The organism is Streptomyces sp. NPDC020299 (assembly GCF_044387825.1).
Classification (GTDB): Bacteria; Actinomycetota; Actinomycetes; order Streptomycetales; family Streptomycetaceae; genus Streptomyces.
In genome coordinates this window covers 465,976-482,128 of sequence record NZ_JBIRWL010000005.1, presented here as the reverse complement: position 1 = coordinate 482,128, position 16,153 = coordinate 465,976, and the positions used below count along the sequence as shown (strand labels likewise).

The 16,153-nt window shown below is 69.0% G+C and carries 15 protein-coding genes; 7 read left to right on the top strand and 8 right to left on the bottom strand.

Annotated elements, in window-relative coordinates; genetic code table 11:
* Window positions 1-212: 212 nt before the first annotated feature.
* Window positions 213-728, top strand: a complete 516-nt coding sequence (locus ACH45E_RS16520) for a hypothetical protein (RefSeq protein ID WP_361438335.1) — start codon at window positions 213-215, stop codon at window positions 726-728.
* 301 nt (window positions 729-1,029) lie between these two features.
* Here ACH45E_RS16520 and ACH45E_RS16515 read toward each other — a convergent pair whose 3' ends face one another.
* Both ACH45E_RS16515 and ACH45E_RS16510 read right to left on the bottom strand, forming a co-directional pair.
* Window positions 1,030-1,821, bottom strand: coding sequence for an SGNH/GDSL hydrolase family protein (locus ACH45E_RS16515; RefSeq protein WP_361438337.1), 792 nt, complete (start codon window positions 1,819-1,821; stop codon window positions 1,030-1,032).
* Window positions 1,822-2,174: 353 nt separating this feature from the next.
* Window positions 2,175-3,332, bottom strand: coding sequence for an FAD-dependent monooxygenase (locus ACH45E_RS16510; protein ID WP_361438339.1), 1,158 nt, complete (start codon window positions 3,330-3,332; stop codon window positions 2,175-2,177).
* Between the two features lie 72 nt (window positions 3,333-3,404).
* Here ACH45E_RS16510 and ACH45E_RS16505 point away from each other — a divergent pair, with 72 nt between their 5' ends.
* Window positions 3,405-3,962 (top strand): TetR family transcriptional regulator, encoded by a 558-nt coding sequence (locus ACH45E_RS16505; RefSeq protein ID WP_361438341.1) that lies wholly within the window; start codon window positions 3,405-3,407, stop codon window positions 3,960-3,962.
* 287 nt (window positions 3,963-4,249) lie between these two features.
* Here ACH45E_RS16505 and ACH45E_RS16500 read toward each other — a convergent pair whose 3' ends face one another.
* Complete coding sequence (locus tag ACH45E_RS16500; protein ID WP_361438343.1) at window positions 4,250-4,780, bottom strand: hypothetical protein; 531 nt, start codon at window positions 4,778-4,780, stop codon at window positions 4,250-4,252.
* A 4-nt stretch (window positions 4,781-4,784) separates the two neighbouring features.
* On the opposite strand from ACH45E_RS16500, the gene ACH45E_RS16495 reads away from it, so the two are divergent.
* On the top strand, window positions 4,785-6,284 hold the full coding sequence (locus tag ACH45E_RS16495; RefSeq protein WP_361438345.1) for a hypothetical protein: 1,500 nt from the start codon (window positions 4,785-4,787) through the stop codon (window positions 6,282-6,284).
* A 475-nt stretch (window positions 6,285-6,759) separates the two neighbouring features.
* Window positions 6,760-7,563, top strand: a complete 804-nt coding sequence (locus ACH45E_RS16490; RefSeq protein WP_361438347.1) for a methyltransferase domain-containing protein — start codon at window positions 6,760-6,762, stop codon at window positions 7,561-7,563.
* Between the two features lie 833 nt (window positions 7,564-8,396).
* Here ACH45E_RS16490 and ACH45E_RS16485 read toward each other — a convergent pair.
* Together ACH45E_RS16485 and ACH45E_RS16480 are read right to left on the bottom strand one after the other, a co-directional pair.
* Window positions 8,397-8,774, bottom strand: a complete 378-nt coding sequence (locus ACH45E_RS16485) for a hypothetical protein (RefSeq protein WP_361438349.1) — start codon at window positions 8,772-8,774, stop codon at window positions 8,397-8,399.
* Window positions 8,775-9,085: 311 nt separating this feature from the next.
* Window positions 9,086-9,913, bottom strand: coding sequence for a class I SAM-dependent methyltransferase (locus ACH45E_RS16480; protein WP_361438351.1), 828 nt, complete (start codon window positions 9,911-9,913; stop codon window positions 9,086-9,088).
* Between the two features lie 72 nt (window positions 9,914-9,985).
* Here ACH45E_RS16480 and ACH45E_RS16475 point away from each other — a divergent pair, with 72 nt between their 5' ends.
* Window positions 9,986-10,588, top strand: coding sequence for a TetR/AcrR family transcriptional regulator (locus tag ACH45E_RS16475; protein WP_361438353.1), 603 nt, complete (start codon window positions 9,986-9,988; stop codon window positions 10,586-10,588).
* A gap of 192 nt (window positions 10,589-10,780) precedes the next feature.
* Window positions 10,781-11,506 (top strand): hypothetical protein, encoded by a 726-nt coding sequence (locus ACH45E_RS16470; protein ID WP_361438355.1) that lies wholly within the window; start codon window positions 10,781-10,783, stop codon window positions 11,504-11,506.
* A 629-nt stretch (window positions 11,507-12,135) separates the two neighbouring features.
* Here the strand turns inward: ACH45E_RS16470 and ACH45E_RS16465 are convergent.
* Window positions 12,136-13,173, bottom strand: coding sequence for a LacI family DNA-binding transcriptional regulator (locus tag ACH45E_RS16465; protein ID WP_361439127.1), 1,038 nt, complete (start codon window positions 13,171-13,173; stop codon window positions 12,136-12,138).
* Between the two features lie 535 nt (window positions 13,174-13,708).
* Window positions 13,709-14,563: an NAD(P)H-binding protein gene (locus tag ACH45E_RS16460; RefSeq protein ID WP_361438357.1), complete on the bottom strand. Its 855-nt coding sequence runs from the start codon at window positions 14,561-14,563 to the stop codon at window positions 13,709-13,711.
* 162 nt (window positions 14,564-14,725) lie between these two features.
* On the opposite strand from ACH45E_RS16460, the gene ACH45E_RS16455 reads away from it, so the two are divergent.
* Window positions 14,726-14,950, top strand: coding sequence for a hypothetical protein (locus tag ACH45E_RS16455; RefSeq protein ID WP_361438359.1), 225 nt, complete (start codon window positions 14,726-14,728; stop codon window positions 14,948-14,950).
* Here ACH45E_RS16455 and ACH45E_RS16450 read toward each other — a convergent pair.
* On the bottom strand, window positions 14,947-15,510 hold the full coding sequence (locus ACH45E_RS16450; RefSeq protein ID WP_361438361.1) for a dihydrofolate reductase family protein: 564 nt from the start codon (window positions 15,508-15,510) through the stop codon (window positions 14,947-14,949). The two genes, ACH45E_RS16455 and ACH45E_RS16450, sit on opposite strands and share 4 nt — an antisense overlap.
* Window positions 15,511-16,153 lie beyond the last annotated feature (643 nt).

Below are 16,153 nucleotides of genomic sequence, written 5' to 3'. Positions count from 1 at the left end.
TCTCTTTCCGCAGGTCATGGGGCCGGATTGAGCGGGTCAGACCGAGTGCGAGAGCCCGTGGGGCTACTGCGCGGGAGCTTCGGTCTGCGGGACCAGGCCCCACCCCGATGACTGCCGATCAGTTCGTCTTACGCATTCCTCACGGTGCGCTGCCGGGACCGGGCTGCGTTACCCTGCCAGCCAGCAAGATCACACCACGTCGGGGGGCGTCCATGACAGCGCAGGGCGAGGCGATCCTGGCCGAACTCAGCTCTCTTCCAGCTCACGTGCGCGCGGACTACATCCGCATTCTCGAGGCGGTCGTGCGGGTCGCCCCCAGAGCATGGACCCGTCGCAGGGGCGTCCGGCTGCAGTGGATCACACTCCATGACGGCGACGATGACGTCGTGGTGCAGATGGACTCCGGCGAACTGAGTGCGCACGTCGACTGGGACGGTCCACGGTCCACCCGCTCTTTCGCCGGCGCCCTGCGGGAAAAGCTGGGAACCAACCAGTGCGCCGCTCTGGTCTATGGGAACGCGATCGACTCGCGCACGTGGGGTTGGGTCCTCCCGCTCCTGGTCGGGCAGCTTCCCAGACTGGACACAGCGGTGATGGTCGATGTCGAACACCGCACGGGAGTCCGATCCACATTCTGGTTCCCGGTCAGGTACCGGCGTTTGCTCGTACGACGCCTACGGTTCCAGGAGGACGTGCGCGCGATCCTGCAGCGCGCCAGGAACGCGTGACCCGAGTGCCGCGGCTGCCGGGCAGCACCAACCGCTGCCAGCCAGAAGGGCGCTCGCAGTTGCCGAGGCGCCCATTCCGGTCAGATCACCGCCCTTAGCCGCGCCCCTGCACCCCACCGGCACCTGCGCCCCCGCACCCTTGCGGGAGCTCCCCCGGGGCCACCCCCGGGTCGGTGCCCCGCCCAGCCGGCAGCTCGGGGCGCTGTGTGTCTCACATCGCCGGCTCCGCCCAGAGGTCGGGAGGGACGAGCAAGCGCACAGACCGTCGCTCGCGGAATCCGGGGTGAGACGGGCGGTGTCGTCACCCTGCCGACGTCGTGCGGACGGCCGCAGCGAGGGCCTCGCCGATGGCTCGTGCTCCCGGTGCGTTGGGATGTAGAGGCGCGGCCGCACGAGTGGGGACGAGGCCCTCGATGTAGCGGTCGGCGGGGGCGGCGCAGATGTCGTGACCGGTGCCGAGGGTGTAGGTGTCGACGAAGGCGGCGCCTTGTTCTTCGGCCGCCTGCTTCAGTACGGCGCTGAGGTGGTTGACCGCGCTTTGGATGTAGGTGGCGTCCTGCTTCCAGAAAGGCTGAGCGGGATAGCAGCCGTTGGTACGGAGGTAGTTGCCGTAGCCGACGACGAAGACTTCTGCGTGCGGCGCCCGCCGGGCGATTTCGTCCAGGACGGCGCTGAAGGCCGGGCCCCAGGCGTCGATGCGGGCCCTGACCCTGTCGGTGCCGCCGGCGGTGTTCTCTTCCGCGCAGCTGGCGCCGTGTGGCTGGGGCAGGATGTTGACGCAGCCCAGCGTTTCGCTGAAGAGGTCGGTGTCGTTGCCGCCGATGGTGACGCTGACGATGTCGGTGTCCGGCGTCAGTGAGTCGTACTGGGGTGCTGTTCCCGGGTGCTGCGCGGTGTTCAGATCTTCGACAGTGGCGCCGGAGCAGCTGACGTCGGTGAGCTTCACGGCGAGGGCCTGGGCCGCGATGTGCGGATAGTCGGCCAGGGAACGCAGGCACGCCGGGTTGGCCGGGTCGACGGGCGGCACCAGCGGTGCGGCCGCGAAGGAATCGCCGAGCGCGACGTACCGCAATGGTTCGACCGCGGCCGACATGGCCGTGACTGGTGCCGTGGCCGATGCTGCACCAGCGGCCAGAACAGTGGCCAGAGCTACGCGCAGTGTTGTCTTCAAGAACGCCTCCGATCGGGATGCGCGAGTCGTGATCCTGCCTCGCTATGAGCATGTCCGAGCAGGCGTGCCGCCGCACTGCTGACCGCGGCATCGGTGAAAGTGACGACCGCCGATGACGGATGCCGTACCTGATTCGCCACGGCGCCGTGGGGCATCCTCGGCGGCTCCCCGGACCAGGCAGCCACCCAGGCTTTGCTGGTGGCGCTGAAAGAAGGGCCGCAGCTCGACTTGGTTTAGAACGTGCCTGGTTGTGAGTTGGCGGGGCACGTATCGGATCAGCTCAGCTGTGGTGGAACCCAGGTGTGGTGCCGAAGGATCATGCGCGTTGCGGCGCGGGATGGTGTCAGCCGCATCGCCGTGTTCCGCAGGGCGACGGCCAGGGGGTGGGAGAGCTGTTGGCCCATTCTCCCGGCCTGCCGGGCGGCCCGCGCGACGGCCTGGCTACGCGGCCGGCGCTCGGCGTCGTAGCGGGCGAGCGCGGCCTCAACGGTGGGCTCGGTGCCGAGGGCGGCAGCCAGGGTGACCGCGTCCTCCAGCGCCTGGCAGGCGCCCTGTCCGAGGTGGGGGGTCATCGCGTGTGCCGCGTCGCCGAGCAGGGCGATCCGGCCGACCGTGTACGAAGGGAGCGGTGTGCGGAGTTCGTTGACGTCGTGGTGCAGCACGGCGGCGGGCTGAGTCGCGTCGAGCAGGGCGGGGATCGGGTCGTGCCAGGCGTGGAACCGTCGGCGCAGTTCGGCCAGTGAGTCGGTGAACCGCGTCCCGGCCGGGAGGCTGAGGACGGCGTGCCACTCAGCCCTCCCGTCCAAGAAGGCGATGTGACCGAACTCCGCGCTTGGACCCCAGGTCAGCTCGAAGTCAGCGCGCAGATCGACCTCGCGCTCGGTGATGGCGCGCAGCACCGTCGAGCCGCTGTAGACCGGGCCGGGATGGTCCGGGAAGAGACGGCTGCGGACTTTGCTGCCCATGCCGTCGGCCGCCACCACCAGATCGGCGTCCAGGACCGTGTCGCCGCAGCCGACTCGAACCGTGCCGGGGTCGATCTGTTCGACCGAGGCCGCCTCGGAGTCGATCAGCAGTGATTCGGCGGGCAGACAGTCGCGAAGCAGCCGGTGCAAGCTGGAGCGTGGGATGCCCATGATCGGCGTACCTACCGCCTTCTCCAGCAGCGAGCCGTCCATCCGGGCCAGCCAACTGCCCTGGGGCGTCCGAGTGCCGCCGCTGTACTGCCCTCGCGAGGCATCCCGTATCGCTTGGCCGACGCCGAGTTCGTCCAGTGCCCGAAGACCGTTGGCGGCCAGTGAGATGCCCGCCCCCGCATCCTCAAGCATGGACGCGCGCTCGACGACCCTCACGTCCCAGCCGATGCGGTGCAGGCCGATCGCGGCGGCCAGCCCGCCGATGCCCCCGCCGACCACCACTGCCGTGCTGCCCATGTCGACGCTCCGATTCTTCTACATCTGTAGAAGATGATCCTATCTGAGGTTCTACAGGTGTAGAAAGGGGCCATGGCTTCGGATCGGCGCACCCTCCTCGCGGACGCGGCTCTCGACGTACTCGCCGACGAAGGGATCCGCGGCCTGACCCACCGCGCGGTCGACCGTAAAGCCGCCATGCCGCCCGGTACCACCTCGGCCTACTTCCGCACCCGAACCGCGCTGCTCACCGCACTCGTCACCCGCCTGGTCCAACTCGACCAGGCGGAACTGCACACGACGGCCGAAGAGCTTCCGCCCCTGCGCACCGTCGAGGAACTGGTGAACGGCATGGCACTGCTCATCCGACAGCGACTCACCGGCGAGGGCCGCCGCCGCTCGCTCGCCCGCTACGCCTGCGCCGTCGAGAGCGTGCGCGACCCGGTGCTGCGCGAGATCCTCGTGCCCCGCGAGAACGCCGGCCGCGAGGCCGTCCGGCTGTTCCTCACCGCGCACGGCGTCACGGACGTCGAAAACCGCACTCACATCCTGCTGACCTGCATCGACGGACTGGTCTTCGACCGGCTGGTGAGCGGCGGCGAAGTTCAGCGCGAGGCCCTCGAAGGCTTGGTCGCCGCCGCCCTGCGTTAGGACCCGGGCGCTCCTGCTCGAACTGGCCGACATCTTCAGCCGCCCGCGCCTCATTCTGAAATGATCAGTTCCAGTCCCACCCGACTTCGGCCGTCCGCCCGCCTCTCGTCAGCAGGGTGGTCGGCAGGGAAGGGTTCCGACGTACTGCCGCCACAGTTTGCGGGTGATGATGTGCCGGGTGACAGAGCAGATGCGTCGGGTGGCGCGCTCCGGGGCCAGGTCCCACAGGCGGACAGCGCCGTCGAAACTCGCCACGGCAAGGACGTTGGGGTGGTCCGGCATGAACGTCATCGATGCACGACCCGGTCAGGCAGCAGCGGCTGCCCATGCATCGCCGGTGGCTGCGGGCCACTCGCTTCCGCTCGTATCTCTTCCTCGAGGACAACAAATGCATCGACGACCAGAACAATGAGGACTCCGCCCTCGACTACCACGACGACTGGGAAGCGCTGGAAACCTCTCCGAACCGTCTCTTCGCGTTCACCAACGACTGGTTCCACCCCGAGGTCTACGAACTGACGAAGCGTCAGGACAACAGTCCCGGCCGGGTCGCCACCTACCCGATGACCGCACTGACGGCAGCGGTCGAAGGCCCGCAGCCGGTCAGGGGCCGTGGCGGCTCTCCCGTGCGGATCGAGTTCCTCGCGCAGCGTGCCGGCGAACAGCCGGGATCCGTGGTCGACGATGAGGATGTTCCGGCGGGTTTCGCGCAGGGGCAGTTCGCGCAGCGGGACACCGTCCAGGTCGACGGACGACTCCGTGTAACGGCCGAGCCGTTCGGCGATGGGGGGCGCATCGGCGGCGACTGCGCACACCACCGCGGTGAGGCCGCCCCCGGCGGCCGGCGGCGACCTTGCCCTCGACGGACGCCACCCGTACGCCCTCGGCCCGTACGCGCTGGGACTGGTCGCGGTAGCGGGCGGAGAAGACGTCCTCGCCGCCGATGCCCCGCAGCACCCGCAGGCCGCTGACGATGTCGACGGACAAGTCGGCGAGGTGCCCCTGCTGGGTGCGCAGCTCGTGCTGGGCGCCGTGCAGGCAGCACGACACATGGCTGACACTGGAGGCCAACAGACCGCACACGGGCCGGTTCCAGGTCCCGCTCCTCGTGGACGTGCCGCCCACGTCGTCGCCGCTGGACGCGGCCACGGTGACGTTCTGGACGTCGTGTCCCGTCTCGTCGAGCGCCACGAAGGGCTGCGCACCGTCTTCACCCGTGTGCCAACCGACGGCCCACCAGACCAAGAGGTACTGCGACACGGCAAGTTGACGGTGCCTGTCGCCGAGGCCGACGCCGCGCCCGCTCTCCCCGAGGTCACGCGGCTCGTCGCGGAACTGACGGGCACGGACCCGTCCGCCGGCCAGGACCCGGCCGCCGGCTTCGCCGTCCTCACCCGCGACGGCGTCCCCACCTGGCTCGTCGCCTCCCTGTCCCATCTGACCGTGGACGCGGTGGCCGCGGACCTCCTGGCGGAGGAATGCGCCGGCCTGCCCGGTGCGGGGAACGCACCACTGCTCGCACCCGCGCATCAGCCCCTGGACCGGGCGGACTTCGAACAGTCCGACCTCGGCCGCACGACCCTCGACACCGCGCTGAGCGCCTGGGAGGAAGGACTGCGGGCGGTGCCGTGGTCGCTCGCCCGCACTCCCCTCGCCCCCGATGCCGAACACCTTTTCCCCAGAGTGCGGCTGTACTCCACGGGCACGGGAGCGCTCGTACGGGAAGCGGCGGGCGCACGCGGCGTCAGTCCTTCGGCGATGTATGTCGCTGCTGCCGCGGCGGCGCTGGGCAAGGCGTTCGCGGTCGACGCGTGTGCGCTGGTGATCACGTGCGCCAATCGCCGGCTGCCACACACCGTCCGGTACATGGGGTGCGTGGCGCAGCAGGGACTGCTCACGCTCCCCACCCTGGGAGGCTCGCCCGGCGATCTCGTGGATCACGTGCGGCCCCGCATCCTGCGCCTGCACGAGACGAGCATGTGGGATCCCTACAGCCTGTACCGACATCTGCGCCCCGTGGAGAACGGCGTCCGCCCCGCGCTCGATCAGTACGTCAACGTCCTGCAGGAGAAGGAGGCGGTCGTTCCGCGGGATGTCGGCGCCCTGGAGGACGGCGCCTTCCTGCTGCGTCATGAGCCGCCCATAGCGTCGAGCATGCTCCGCTTCGGCCTCAACATCCGTACCGACGGCACCGACGTCGCCGTGCAGCTCTTCGCGGATCAGCGGTACGTGCCCGCCGCGCTGCAGGAGGAGATCGTCCTGGACGTCCACGCGTTCCTCCGGGACCGTAGCCCGGCCGTTCCGGTTGAGGTGAAGGGGTGACCGGGTGCCAGATCCTGCGAGTCGCGGGCGAAGAAGTACCTCGACATCACGATCAAGACGGTGCGGCGCCCGCCGGACGCGAAGGGCTTCGTCGTCCTTGCGCGCCGCTGGTCGTCGAACGCCCCTGGTCGTGGACCATGAGGGCCCGGCGGCACTGCCGTGACCACGAACGCCTGCCCCAGGTCAGCGAGTCGTTGATCGCATGGGCGCCATCACGTTCGCCGAGCGGCGCGACATCAACCCGTATTGCCTGACGCAAGCCGCCTGATTCCTCGGCCGTCCGGGCCGGCTGCGAGCGCCTCCGGCCAGAGGGCTGAGAATTATCGGGTGCAAGGCGGACGGGCCGGCTGGTAGCGTCCCGCCGTCTACAGCCGGGCGCATCGCCCCCGACCCGAGCAGGTGCATTGTTTGAAGGTCCGACCGAGCTCCTACGCATCCCGTCCCTTCCTCAAGGACTCAAGGAGCCCCTTCACCGATGTCCGACATCACATCGACGACTTCGAACGACGACCTCGCTGACCGCCTGAACCACCCTCGCCACCCGCGCAGCAACCGCTACGACGTCCGCTGGACCATCGAGAACCAGATGGGCCCACACGCCCTGTGGCTGCTGGAATGGCTGGCTCCCGCGCTCGGTCTCGAGGAACTGCGCCCCGGCGCCCGCGTCCTCGACCTCGGCTGCGGCCGCGCCATGACGTCCGTCTTCCTCGCCAGGGAGTACGGCTTCCAGGTCGTAGCCGCCGATCTGTGGGTCAAGCCCGACGAGAATGCGGCGCGCATCGCCGAGGCGGGCGTCGCCGACCGTGTCCTGCCCGTTTTCACCGAAGCCCACGACCTGCCTTTCGCACAGGGCCACTTCGACGCGATCGTGAGCATCGACGCCTACCAGTACTTCGGCACGAACGACCTCTACCTGCCCACCCTCACTCGACTGCTGAAGCCCGGCGGGCGGATCGGCATCGTCGTACCCGCGCTCCGGGAGGAACCGGAAGGCACCGAGCCTCCCGAGCACCTGAAGCCGTACTGGGGGCCGGGCTTCTGGGCGTTCCACTCCCCCGCCTGGTGGCGGCGCAACTGGACGCGCAGCGAAGCCGTGGAGGTAGAGGCCGCCGACTGGCAGCCCGACGGCTGGCGCGACTGGCTGCTGTGGAGCGAGGTGTGCGCCGAGGAAAGCCCGTACGAATGGATGGCGCGCATGGCCCGCGAATCGGTGGAACTGCTACGCGCCGATGAAGGCCGCGCGCTGGGCTTCGCGCGGGTAGTGGGGCGTCGCCTCTGAGCCGCGCAGCGCCCGGGCCGCAGCCATTACGGCGTGCGGCGCGGGCGCACAGGCGTGCTGCTCGGCATGCCGGGATCAGGAACGGGCACTGACGAGACCGCACTCGTCTCCCTCCGTCATCCCCGACGCGCTCCTGTACTACCGGCGCGGCCCCGCCGGAGGCGACAATGGGTCGATACTGAGGGCGTTCACTGTCAAGCTCAGCGAATTTCGTCGGTCGGCCCAGGTGCCCGCGGTGCCGGGGCGCCGGGGCGCCGGCCAACCTTCCAGGAACCCGGCGCTGAAGGTGTGGCGGCGGCGCTACCCGCTCTTCCCCCGCGTCCTGTTCGACCTGGACGGCGCCGGACCCACCGGGTCAGCGCCCCGCACGCGGGAGTCGGGACAAGGGCGGGATCCCGGTGGGCCGCAGCCGGCTCGGCAGCCGGCCACGGCACCACCCGCAGCCGAGGCGCCAAGTCGAAGAAACTCACCCCAGCACACATGGTGTGATTGCCGGATCGGCATACCAACACACGGAGCCGAGCCAGTGATCACCCATGCAGCCGATCCAACACCCCCCGGCTGGTCCAAGCCCTGACGCAATCAGCCTCATGACATCGGCACGCAGTTGGCGACATACCTCAGGGACGATCCGGGCGAAAGCAGTCTGCTCCGAGCAGCGTTGCCGTTCCCGGGTTCCAAAGGCCGCCGCTCGCCGCTCTCCTGGTCCTGCCTTGGCCACCGTCGGCACCCCGAGCACTGCCAGGACGACCGGGCCGCGGGGGACCTGCCCCAGGCCCTGCCCGTCGCCCGGCGGGCGCGATCAGGCGCGCCTGCCGGGCGTTCCAGCGGATTCAGCACGTGGAGCTGCTGGAGATCTTTATCCCGTTGACCTTGTAGGAGTTGGTGAACACCGTCTGGCTATTCGGCTCGAGGCAGATCGAGCCGCCGCTCTGGAGCCGCAGATACACCACGTCGTCGTTGCGGGTGTTCAGGACCCCGTAGTGCGGCCGCGGTGTCACCGCCTGATAGGCGCTGGTGACGTCCCGGTACTTCGCGATCGGCGTGCCCGCGTTCAAGGCGTCGCCATCCACATAGAAGCAGACGTACGGGTACGGGCATCCTTGGGTGGGGGGCTCCGCGTGGGCTGCGGATGCGCCGGTCATGGACATGGCCGCAACAGCCACGCTCACCCCCGCGAAGCTTGCAACCTTACGGACGACGGACTTCATCAAACCTCCAAGAACGGGTGTCCCAGTGGACAGGCGAGTCGGGGTGTCGTGGCGCTGCCGAACGGTCGGCCGCTTCAGCCGGTGCGACAGCCATAGCCTCGGTGCCTCATGGGCTTGAGGCAACAGCCGCCACCCGACCTACAACGGTGGAACGGTCCCACCCCCGACAACCTGCAGAAACAAGGGAGCCTGGGATGCCTGTCCTAGGGCTTCCCGCCGGCAGCTCACCTTTATCGGCGGACGGAAAGCACCCGTCGACCTGAGCCGCTCCTGGATCGTATGGCGAGTTCACAGGCCTGTTCCGAGGCGAGTCAGGAGGTACCGACGCGTGCAGCGGTCGTCGCCAGAGTGGTGTAGGGCATCGTGAAGCGACCGCCTATCGAGTCGATGGCGGCCCCGACCGCGTCAAGGATGTCGGCCGTCTCGTCGGGGGAGAGTTGGGTGAGGCCACCGGTGGTGGGGAGCAACTCCAGCCACTGCTCGCGCGTATAGGACCGTTCCCAGTCGAATCGCCACTGTTCGGGGTCGTTGAAGCGCTCGGTCTGACGGATCGCGTCGGTGAACTTCGCGTACCCCGCTTGGTACATGCTCAGCGGTCGTCGGGCCGGCCGGTTACCGAACGGCGAGTCTGGCACCACCCGCCGGTAGGCAGCGGCGAAGGGCTCGGCCACCTCGGCGGGTGGTTCGTACACGTGCCCAAAGATCGCCAGACGCCCGTCCGGACGCAGTACCCTGGCCGCCTTGACTGCGCCGGCGACCGGATCCACCCAGTGCCAGGACTGGGCCGCGATCACCGCGTCGAACGTCCGGTCGCCCAGCTGCCAGGCTTCGAACGTTGCCACCTCGACCCGTAGGCCGTGGGCTCGTGCGAACTTGGCCATCCGCTCGTCCGGCTCGACACCGAGCACGGCGCAGCCGGCGGCCTGGAACTGGCGGGCCGCGATGCCGGTACCGCAGCCCACGTCGAGCACCTCAGGCCCAGGGCTCCCGGCGACGATCCGCGCCACCAATGCGTCGGGGTAGCCCGGTCGGGCCTGGTCGTAGCGTTCGGCGTCCCTACCGAACGATTCGGCCATCCGCCGGGCCTCATGCAGCTCCACGCGGGACGGTTCTGGTTGCTCTCGCGGTAAGATGGGCATGTGCCCACCTTAGTGGGCGCATGCCCACTGGGCAATGGATGCCAGTGGATTGCCGCACGAGAGGATCTGTGAGTGCCGACTGGAGTGCACCTTCGCGATGCGCGGCAGCAGTTGTTCGGCGCCGCCGAACGCGTGCTGCTGCGGGACGGGCCGGACGCGCTGACCAGCCGGGCCGTCACCGACGAGGCGGGCTGCGCCAAAGGCGTCCTGCACCGGCACTTCAGCGACTTCGACGCCTTTCTCACCGACCTCGTGCTCGACCGGGCCGCGCAGCTTGAGACGCAGGCGAGTGCGCTACGCGAGTCCGCCGGCATCGGCACGGTGGCCGACAACCTCACCACCGCGCTGACCACCCTGTTCGGACCGGTTCCGGTGGCGATCATCCCGCTCATCACCTTCCGGGACGAACTGCGCGCACGGCTGCGACAAGCCAGGCCCGGAGGTGGCATCGCGGTCCTCGCCCAGGTCACGACCGCGATCTCCGCCTATCTGGCCGATGAGCGTGAACTGGGCCGCATCGCGGCCGACGCCGACCTCGACTCGCTCACTCTTTCCCTGGTCGGTGGCGGGCATCTCCTGTTCGCGGACCGCGACTCCGGCCCGCCGACCACGGCAACCGTCAACAAGCTCGTGACCACTGTGCTCGCCGACGTTGTGCAACGGCGGCCGCGCTGACGGGCGGGCATTTCGGAAATGCTGAACGCGCTGCGGAGTAGCCTCCGTAGCCCGGATTCCGGTCACGGAACATCGATTTCCGGTCACAATCCGGTCAAGCCCGCTTCGTCATCGCTTACCCCACCGCTTCCGGACTGACAACATCACCGAAGGGTCTGGCCACGGTGTCAACGGGGGCTTGGGGAAAGCCGGGTGGCGACGTACGGGGGGCGTTTCAGGGTGCGTCCGGGGCGGGCCACGCTTGTCCTGGCGAGGGCACGAGCGCATCGGCCGCTGATCACCGCCGCGCTCGTCACTCTCCTGCTGACCACGACCGTGCTGGCAGCCCTGGCCGCCTACTCGGCCGCGATCGGCGACGCGGCCCTGCGCCACTCGCTGGCCGAGCCGCGCAACGCCGCCGATGCCGCGCTGGTCGTCACGGCCGAGGTGGCGGCCGATCATCGCAAAGCTGCCGACACCGCCGTGCGCGACGGAACGCGCCGTACCTTCGACGGGCTGCCGGTGACCGTGCGGACGCTGGTGAGTTCCGGCCCGTACGCCCTGCCCGCGACCACCCGGGCCGCAGCCACCCGGCCCGGCGACAAGCCCAACCTCACGCACTTCGCGACGCTCGACTCCACGCAGGTGCGGTTCAGCGAGGGGCGCCCGCCGCGCGCGGGCACGCCGGACGTCGAGGTGGCGCTGCCCGAGACCGCCGCGCGGCGGCTGCGGCTGACGCCGGGCGCCCGCCTCACCGTCACCGACCGGCTCGACGGGCCGCCGGTGCGGATCCTCGTCACCGGTGTGTACCGGCCCGCCGAGCCGGCCTCCCCCTACTGGCTGCTGGACGAACTGGGCGGTCGGGGCGTACGACGGACGTCCGGTCCGCGAACCCGGCGCGCCGGATCGGGGCATCCGGCGTCACGAGAGAGCGGATGAGGTCAAAGTTGCCGTTCGGCATCGCGTCCTGGAGCAGGAGCAATGTGTTGTCGAGGTTGCGCTGGGCAGAGGAACCGGTCATGAGACCCTCGCTGATAGACATGGCGTCAAGAGGTAACCCGGTGCCCTGAAGCCTTGGCCTGGGAAGTACATACCGCCCGTCACCGGGACGGGCTCCTGGCAGCACCTCTCCAGTGTTGTCACCAATCGCGGCCTTTCTCATGACAAGGCTGGCCCTGTCGAACCCAGGATCGCCAGGGACAGCCAACCGCTCGATGTCGATCGCCTCGCGACGGTCCCGCCAACGGCCACCACGCCTCGGCGTGCGGTCCGGCAGCGAAGGCTCATGCCCGCCTGCGACGCCGTCAACGAGGCGGTGTACGTCCCCATCTGCGCAGGGGGTGGATGCCGTCCGTTGTCGGGGGTGCAGCGCGCGCCGGGCTGGCACATGGCCTGTCGTACATCAAGACGCTCGTCAACGCCGGGCTAACCGAACTGGCAACCGGAGTTTTCGTCCAAGAGACACACCCTGGTCAGCAGTGGTTTCCATGACACGCCAAGTTCACCGTTGCTGCGAGGCCCGGTTCACGGGAATCCAGCTGTCCTGGCCGACGTCCACCCAGCACGGGTCATGTCGTGCCGCGGATGTCCAGGCGTGGCGTCAGTACGGCGGGAGGAGGCAGCTCACCGGTGAGGAGTTGGTCGACTTGATGGACGGCCAGCTCGCCCAGCCGCCGCTTGTCGAGGTGGAGCGTGGTCAGCGGCGGGTCGACGAGATCCGTGATGCTCAGACCGTCGTAGCCGACCAGCGCGCAGTCGTCGGGTATCCGGACGCCGAGCCGGCGAGCGGCGCGCAGCGCGCCCATCGCGACAAGGTCGTTGAAGGCGAACACGGCGGTGATGTCGGGGCAAGTGGTGTGCAGTTCCTCGAACGCGGCGGCACCGCCGGCCGGTGACTGCTCGCCCATGACCACCCAGCGGTCATCGACCGGCAGCGCGTGTTGGGCGGCGACTTCGAGGAAGGTGCGGCGCCGCACGACCGGGTCACAGAAGCACTCGCAGTCGATCATGCCGATCCGGCGATGGCCCTTTTCGATGAGATGGTGCATCCCGGCCCGGATGCCGGCCGCGGTGTCGACGTGGACCAGCGCGTGAGTCGACGAGTCCAGTCCCCGATCGACTACGACCAGCGGCACGCTCTCGAGGTACGGCTCAAGCTGCTTGTCGGGATGGCTGAGGTAGCCGACGAGCGCGTCAACCTGCCGACCGAGCGAGCGGACCAGCGCCAGCTCCCGCGCCCGGTCGTTTTCCGTGCTGGCGACGAGCACCTGCCAGTCCCGCTCGTCCGCGGCCGATATGACCCCTGCCACGAACTCGGGAAAGAAGGGATTGACCACGTCCGGGACGATGAGGCCGACTGTCACGACGTCCGGGCGGACCAGCCCACGACCGAACCGGCTGGGGCGGTATCGCAGCTGCCTGGCCACTTCGAGCACACGGCGCTGGGTCTCCGGGTCGATCTCTCCTTTGCCGTTGATCGCTCGGGAGACGGTCTGATGGGACACGCCTGCAGCCCGGGCGACATCGCGGAGGGTGACACGCTTGACGGCCCTCGCAGCGAGGGGATCCCGTCCCCGCAGGTCTTCCGTTTCGCCCTGTCCGGCCACCGTGCGCCACTCACTCCTGTAGTCGTGTTGCTCCTCGCCCAAGTCAATCAGGTTCAGTGGTCCGACACGCCCCTCCCCCTCGGTTGCCGCCCTCCTGATCGGCCGCCGCCCCTACCAGCCAGACCGCCGGCGGGATCGCAGGACCCGAAGGCCAGGCATTGACGTCGGCCAAGGGCATGAGCGAGGATTTGTTACCGGTCACGTTAACGGTAACGGACAGGATGGAGCCATGGCTTCCTCGAGGAACTCTCTGCCCCAGCCCCACCCCTTGCTCCATGGCGTGCTCGGCGACTGGCACGCAAGAGCCGGGGTCTTCTCGGCCCTGCCGGACGCACCAGTGGTGCCGGAAGATCCGCAACGACGGTCATGGCTGCGTCGACTGGGACAACGCTGGAAGGAGACGAGCCATGGCGGAGCTCCGTTCAGCCGGTCCACTCGCCCTCGTCCGTGCGTTCCCGCTCCCAGCGTGAAGCCTCGGGCCTGATCCGGCCCGAGGCACACCGCACCGCCCCGTCACAGGTCGCGGTCGACGAGGTTACGAACCCTCCGTGAACGCGGTGGCGTGGTCGGCGGCCCACTGGCGAAACGTTCGCGGCGCGGTCCCGAGGATGTCGGCCACCGCGGTGGTGATGTACGCGGGCCGGCCGACCGCCGCGCTCCACGCGGCGAGCAGCATGTCGACGACCGAGCTGGGCGCCGTGCCCTCCCACAGGCTCCGGAACTCGTCCGGCGTCATCTCCTCGAACGCGATCCGGCGCCCCAGGGCGTCACCGATGACGCCCACCTGCGCGGCTTGGGTCAGCGATTCGGGGCCCGTAAGGACGTAGTCGCCTCCGACGTATCCCTCCTGATAGAGCGTCCGCGCCGCGACGGCTGCGACGTCGCGGTCGTCGACCGGTGCCGTCTCAGCAGCACCGTAAGGCCACCGGACGACCTCGCCGGCCCGGATCGCGGGCGTCCACCAGGCCAGCGAGTTCGACGCGAGCATCCCCGGCCGGATGATCGTCGACTCGAGTCCGGTGCCGGCGATGAGCCGCTCGATGTCGGCGTGCATCGCCGCCATGGGATTGGGCTGCTGGAAGAAGGGGTGCGGCGTCTGGTGCGGGGAGGAGAGAAAGACGACCCGCCGCACGTGGGCTGCCAGCCGCTCGACGACTGCCGCGGCAGTCTGAGGCGGGGCGGCCCAGACGAGGAAGACCGCACCGGCGCCATGCAATGCCGGGTCGAGCGTCTCGGGCACAGTGAGGTCGCCGGTGAAGACCTCGACCTTCGCCGGCAGCGTCGCTGCGGCCTCAGATCGAAGGGTGAGGGCGCGGACCGGCACGCCCGCGTCGAGGAGCTGACCGATGACGACGCGGCCGACCCGGCCCGTCGCCCCGATTACGAGCACGGGAGGAATGTCCATCTGATTCACGCCACCCATGGGAACCTTACTGGGTCACAAAAGCAACTTGGTTGCGAAATGTTTACTCTGGTCAGATGAGCGAGCCGGCGGAACGGGCCCGCAAGAAGGGGGCGGACACGCGACGCCATCAGCGACGCGGCCGTCTCGATGTTCCTGGAGTGCGGCTTCGACCGCGTCTCGGTCAACGACATCGCCGCGCCGGCCGAGATCGCCAAGCCGACCCTCTGCCAGGGCGAGGCGGCACGCGTCGTACGTGACCGCAGGTCCGGCATCAAGCCGGTGACGGCGGTACACCGGCACCTGGCGGGACGGCTGACGCGGTACCAGCTCGCGGACGGGGAGGCACTGGCGGACGCCCTCGGTGAGGGCTAGCGCGCCATGCGGTAGCGGAGATAGACGACTTTCGAGCCGAAGGTGCGGGTCTCGACGAGTTCGAGATCCACCCGGCGCTCGTGCCGAGGAAAGAACGGAACACCGCCGCCAACCAGCACCGGGTAGACCATGGCCCGGTACTCGTCGATCAGACCCGACGCGGCCGCCTCGGCGGCCAGAGTCGCGCCGCCGATCGCGATGTCACCCTCACCCGGCTCGGCTCGCAACCGCTCGATCTCCTCCGCCAGGCCGCCGGAGGCCAGGCGGGCATTGCCCTGCACCGCCGACAGCGTGGTGGAGAACACCACCTTGGGGAGCGGGTTCCAGAGCGCGGCCCACTCGAGCCCTGAGTCCTCGAGCGACGGATCCTGGTCGGCCGTCTCCCAGTACAGCATCGTCTCGTACAGCCGTCGCCCCAACAGGTGGACGCCGACCTCTCGGATCTCGTCGATCCAGAAGCGAAAGACCTCCTCGTCGGGCACGGTCCAGTCGAAGCCGCCGTCCGGCCCGACGATGTAGCCGTCGAGTGAGACGCTCATCGAATAGGTCACGCTGCGCATCAGAGCCCTCCTCGGTTACGAATTCGACAGTACGACCGCCGGATGCCGCAGGACTCATCGCGGCTCGCCGGATTTCCTGGGCCTATAAGGCGATTGAGTCGGCCGGACCGAGCGTCAGAGCCGGCCTCTACGATGATCAGATGTTCAACCGGCTAGAGATCAGGGTGTTACCTCCAGGACCCCGATGGGCTGCCCAGTTGCGGTTGTGGATCGACGGCAAAGATGTGGTGGCAGAGACGGTCGGCGAGGGAGGCCGTGGCCCGTTTGCGGAGGAGGCGCTGCCCGTGGGCGAGCACAGCCCACTGTGGGCGACCGTAGAGGGAAGACGTGTGGTGTTGGGGGAGCCAGAGTGCGCAGATGGATGCTGCGGCCACCTCTCGGTGTTCGTGCAGCGGCACGGGGGCATCGTGGAGTGGTCCGACTGGCAGGTGCCCGGCGATGAAGCAGGGCCTCCGGCATTTCACTTCGAGGCCGGGCAGTACGACGCCGAGATGGCCCGAGCTTCGGCAGATCGGTCTTGGCACGACGCCACGGCGCGAAGAGGCTGACCAGCTCTCGCAGACCCAACTGTCGGGTCGCCGGAAACCGGCAATGGTCTCCAGTGACCACAGCTGTGAGAGAGCTGCTGGTCGCGGGGACACGG

What these genes read in the sequence shown, in the direction of transcription:
- ACH45E_RS16520 (WP_361438335.1), top strand. Translation starts at nt 213, where the DNA reads ATGACAGCGCAGGGCGAGGCGATCCTGGCCGAACTCAGCTCTCTTCCA.
- ACH45E_RS16515 (WP_361438337.1), bottom strand. Translation starts at nt 1,821, where the DNA reads ATGTCGGCCGCGGTCGAACCATTGCGGTACGTCGCGCTCGGCGATTCC.
- ACH45E_RS16510 (WP_361438339.1), bottom strand. Translation starts at nt 3,332, where the DNA reads ATGGGCAGCACGGCAGTGGTGGTCGGCGGGGGCATCGGCGGGCTGGCC.
- ACH45E_RS16505 (WP_361438341.1), top strand. Translation starts at nt 3,405, where the DNA reads ATGGCTTCGGATCGGCGCACCCTCCTCGCGGACGCGGCTCTCGACGTA.
- ACH45E_RS16490 (WP_361438347.1), top strand. Translation starts at nt 6,760, where the DNA reads ATGTCCGACATCACATCGACGACTTCGAACGACGACCTCGCTGACCGC.
- ACH45E_RS16485 (WP_361438349.1), bottom strand. Translation starts at nt 8,774, where the DNA reads ATGAAGTCCGTCGTCCGTAAGGTTGCAAGCTTCGCGGGGGTGAGCGTG.
- ACH45E_RS16480 (WP_361438351.1), bottom strand. Translation starts at nt 9,913, where the DNA reads ATGCCCATCTTACCGCGAGAGCAACCAGAACCGTCCCGCGTGGAGCTG.
- ACH45E_RS16455 (WP_361438359.1), top strand. Translation starts at nt 14,726, where the DNA reads ATGTTCCTGGAGTGCGGCTTCGACCGCGTCTCGGTCAACGACATCGCC.
- ACH45E_RS16450 (WP_361438361.1), bottom strand. Translation starts at nt 15,510, where the DNA reads ATGCGCAGCGTGACCTATTCGATGAGCGTCTCACTCGACGGCTACATC.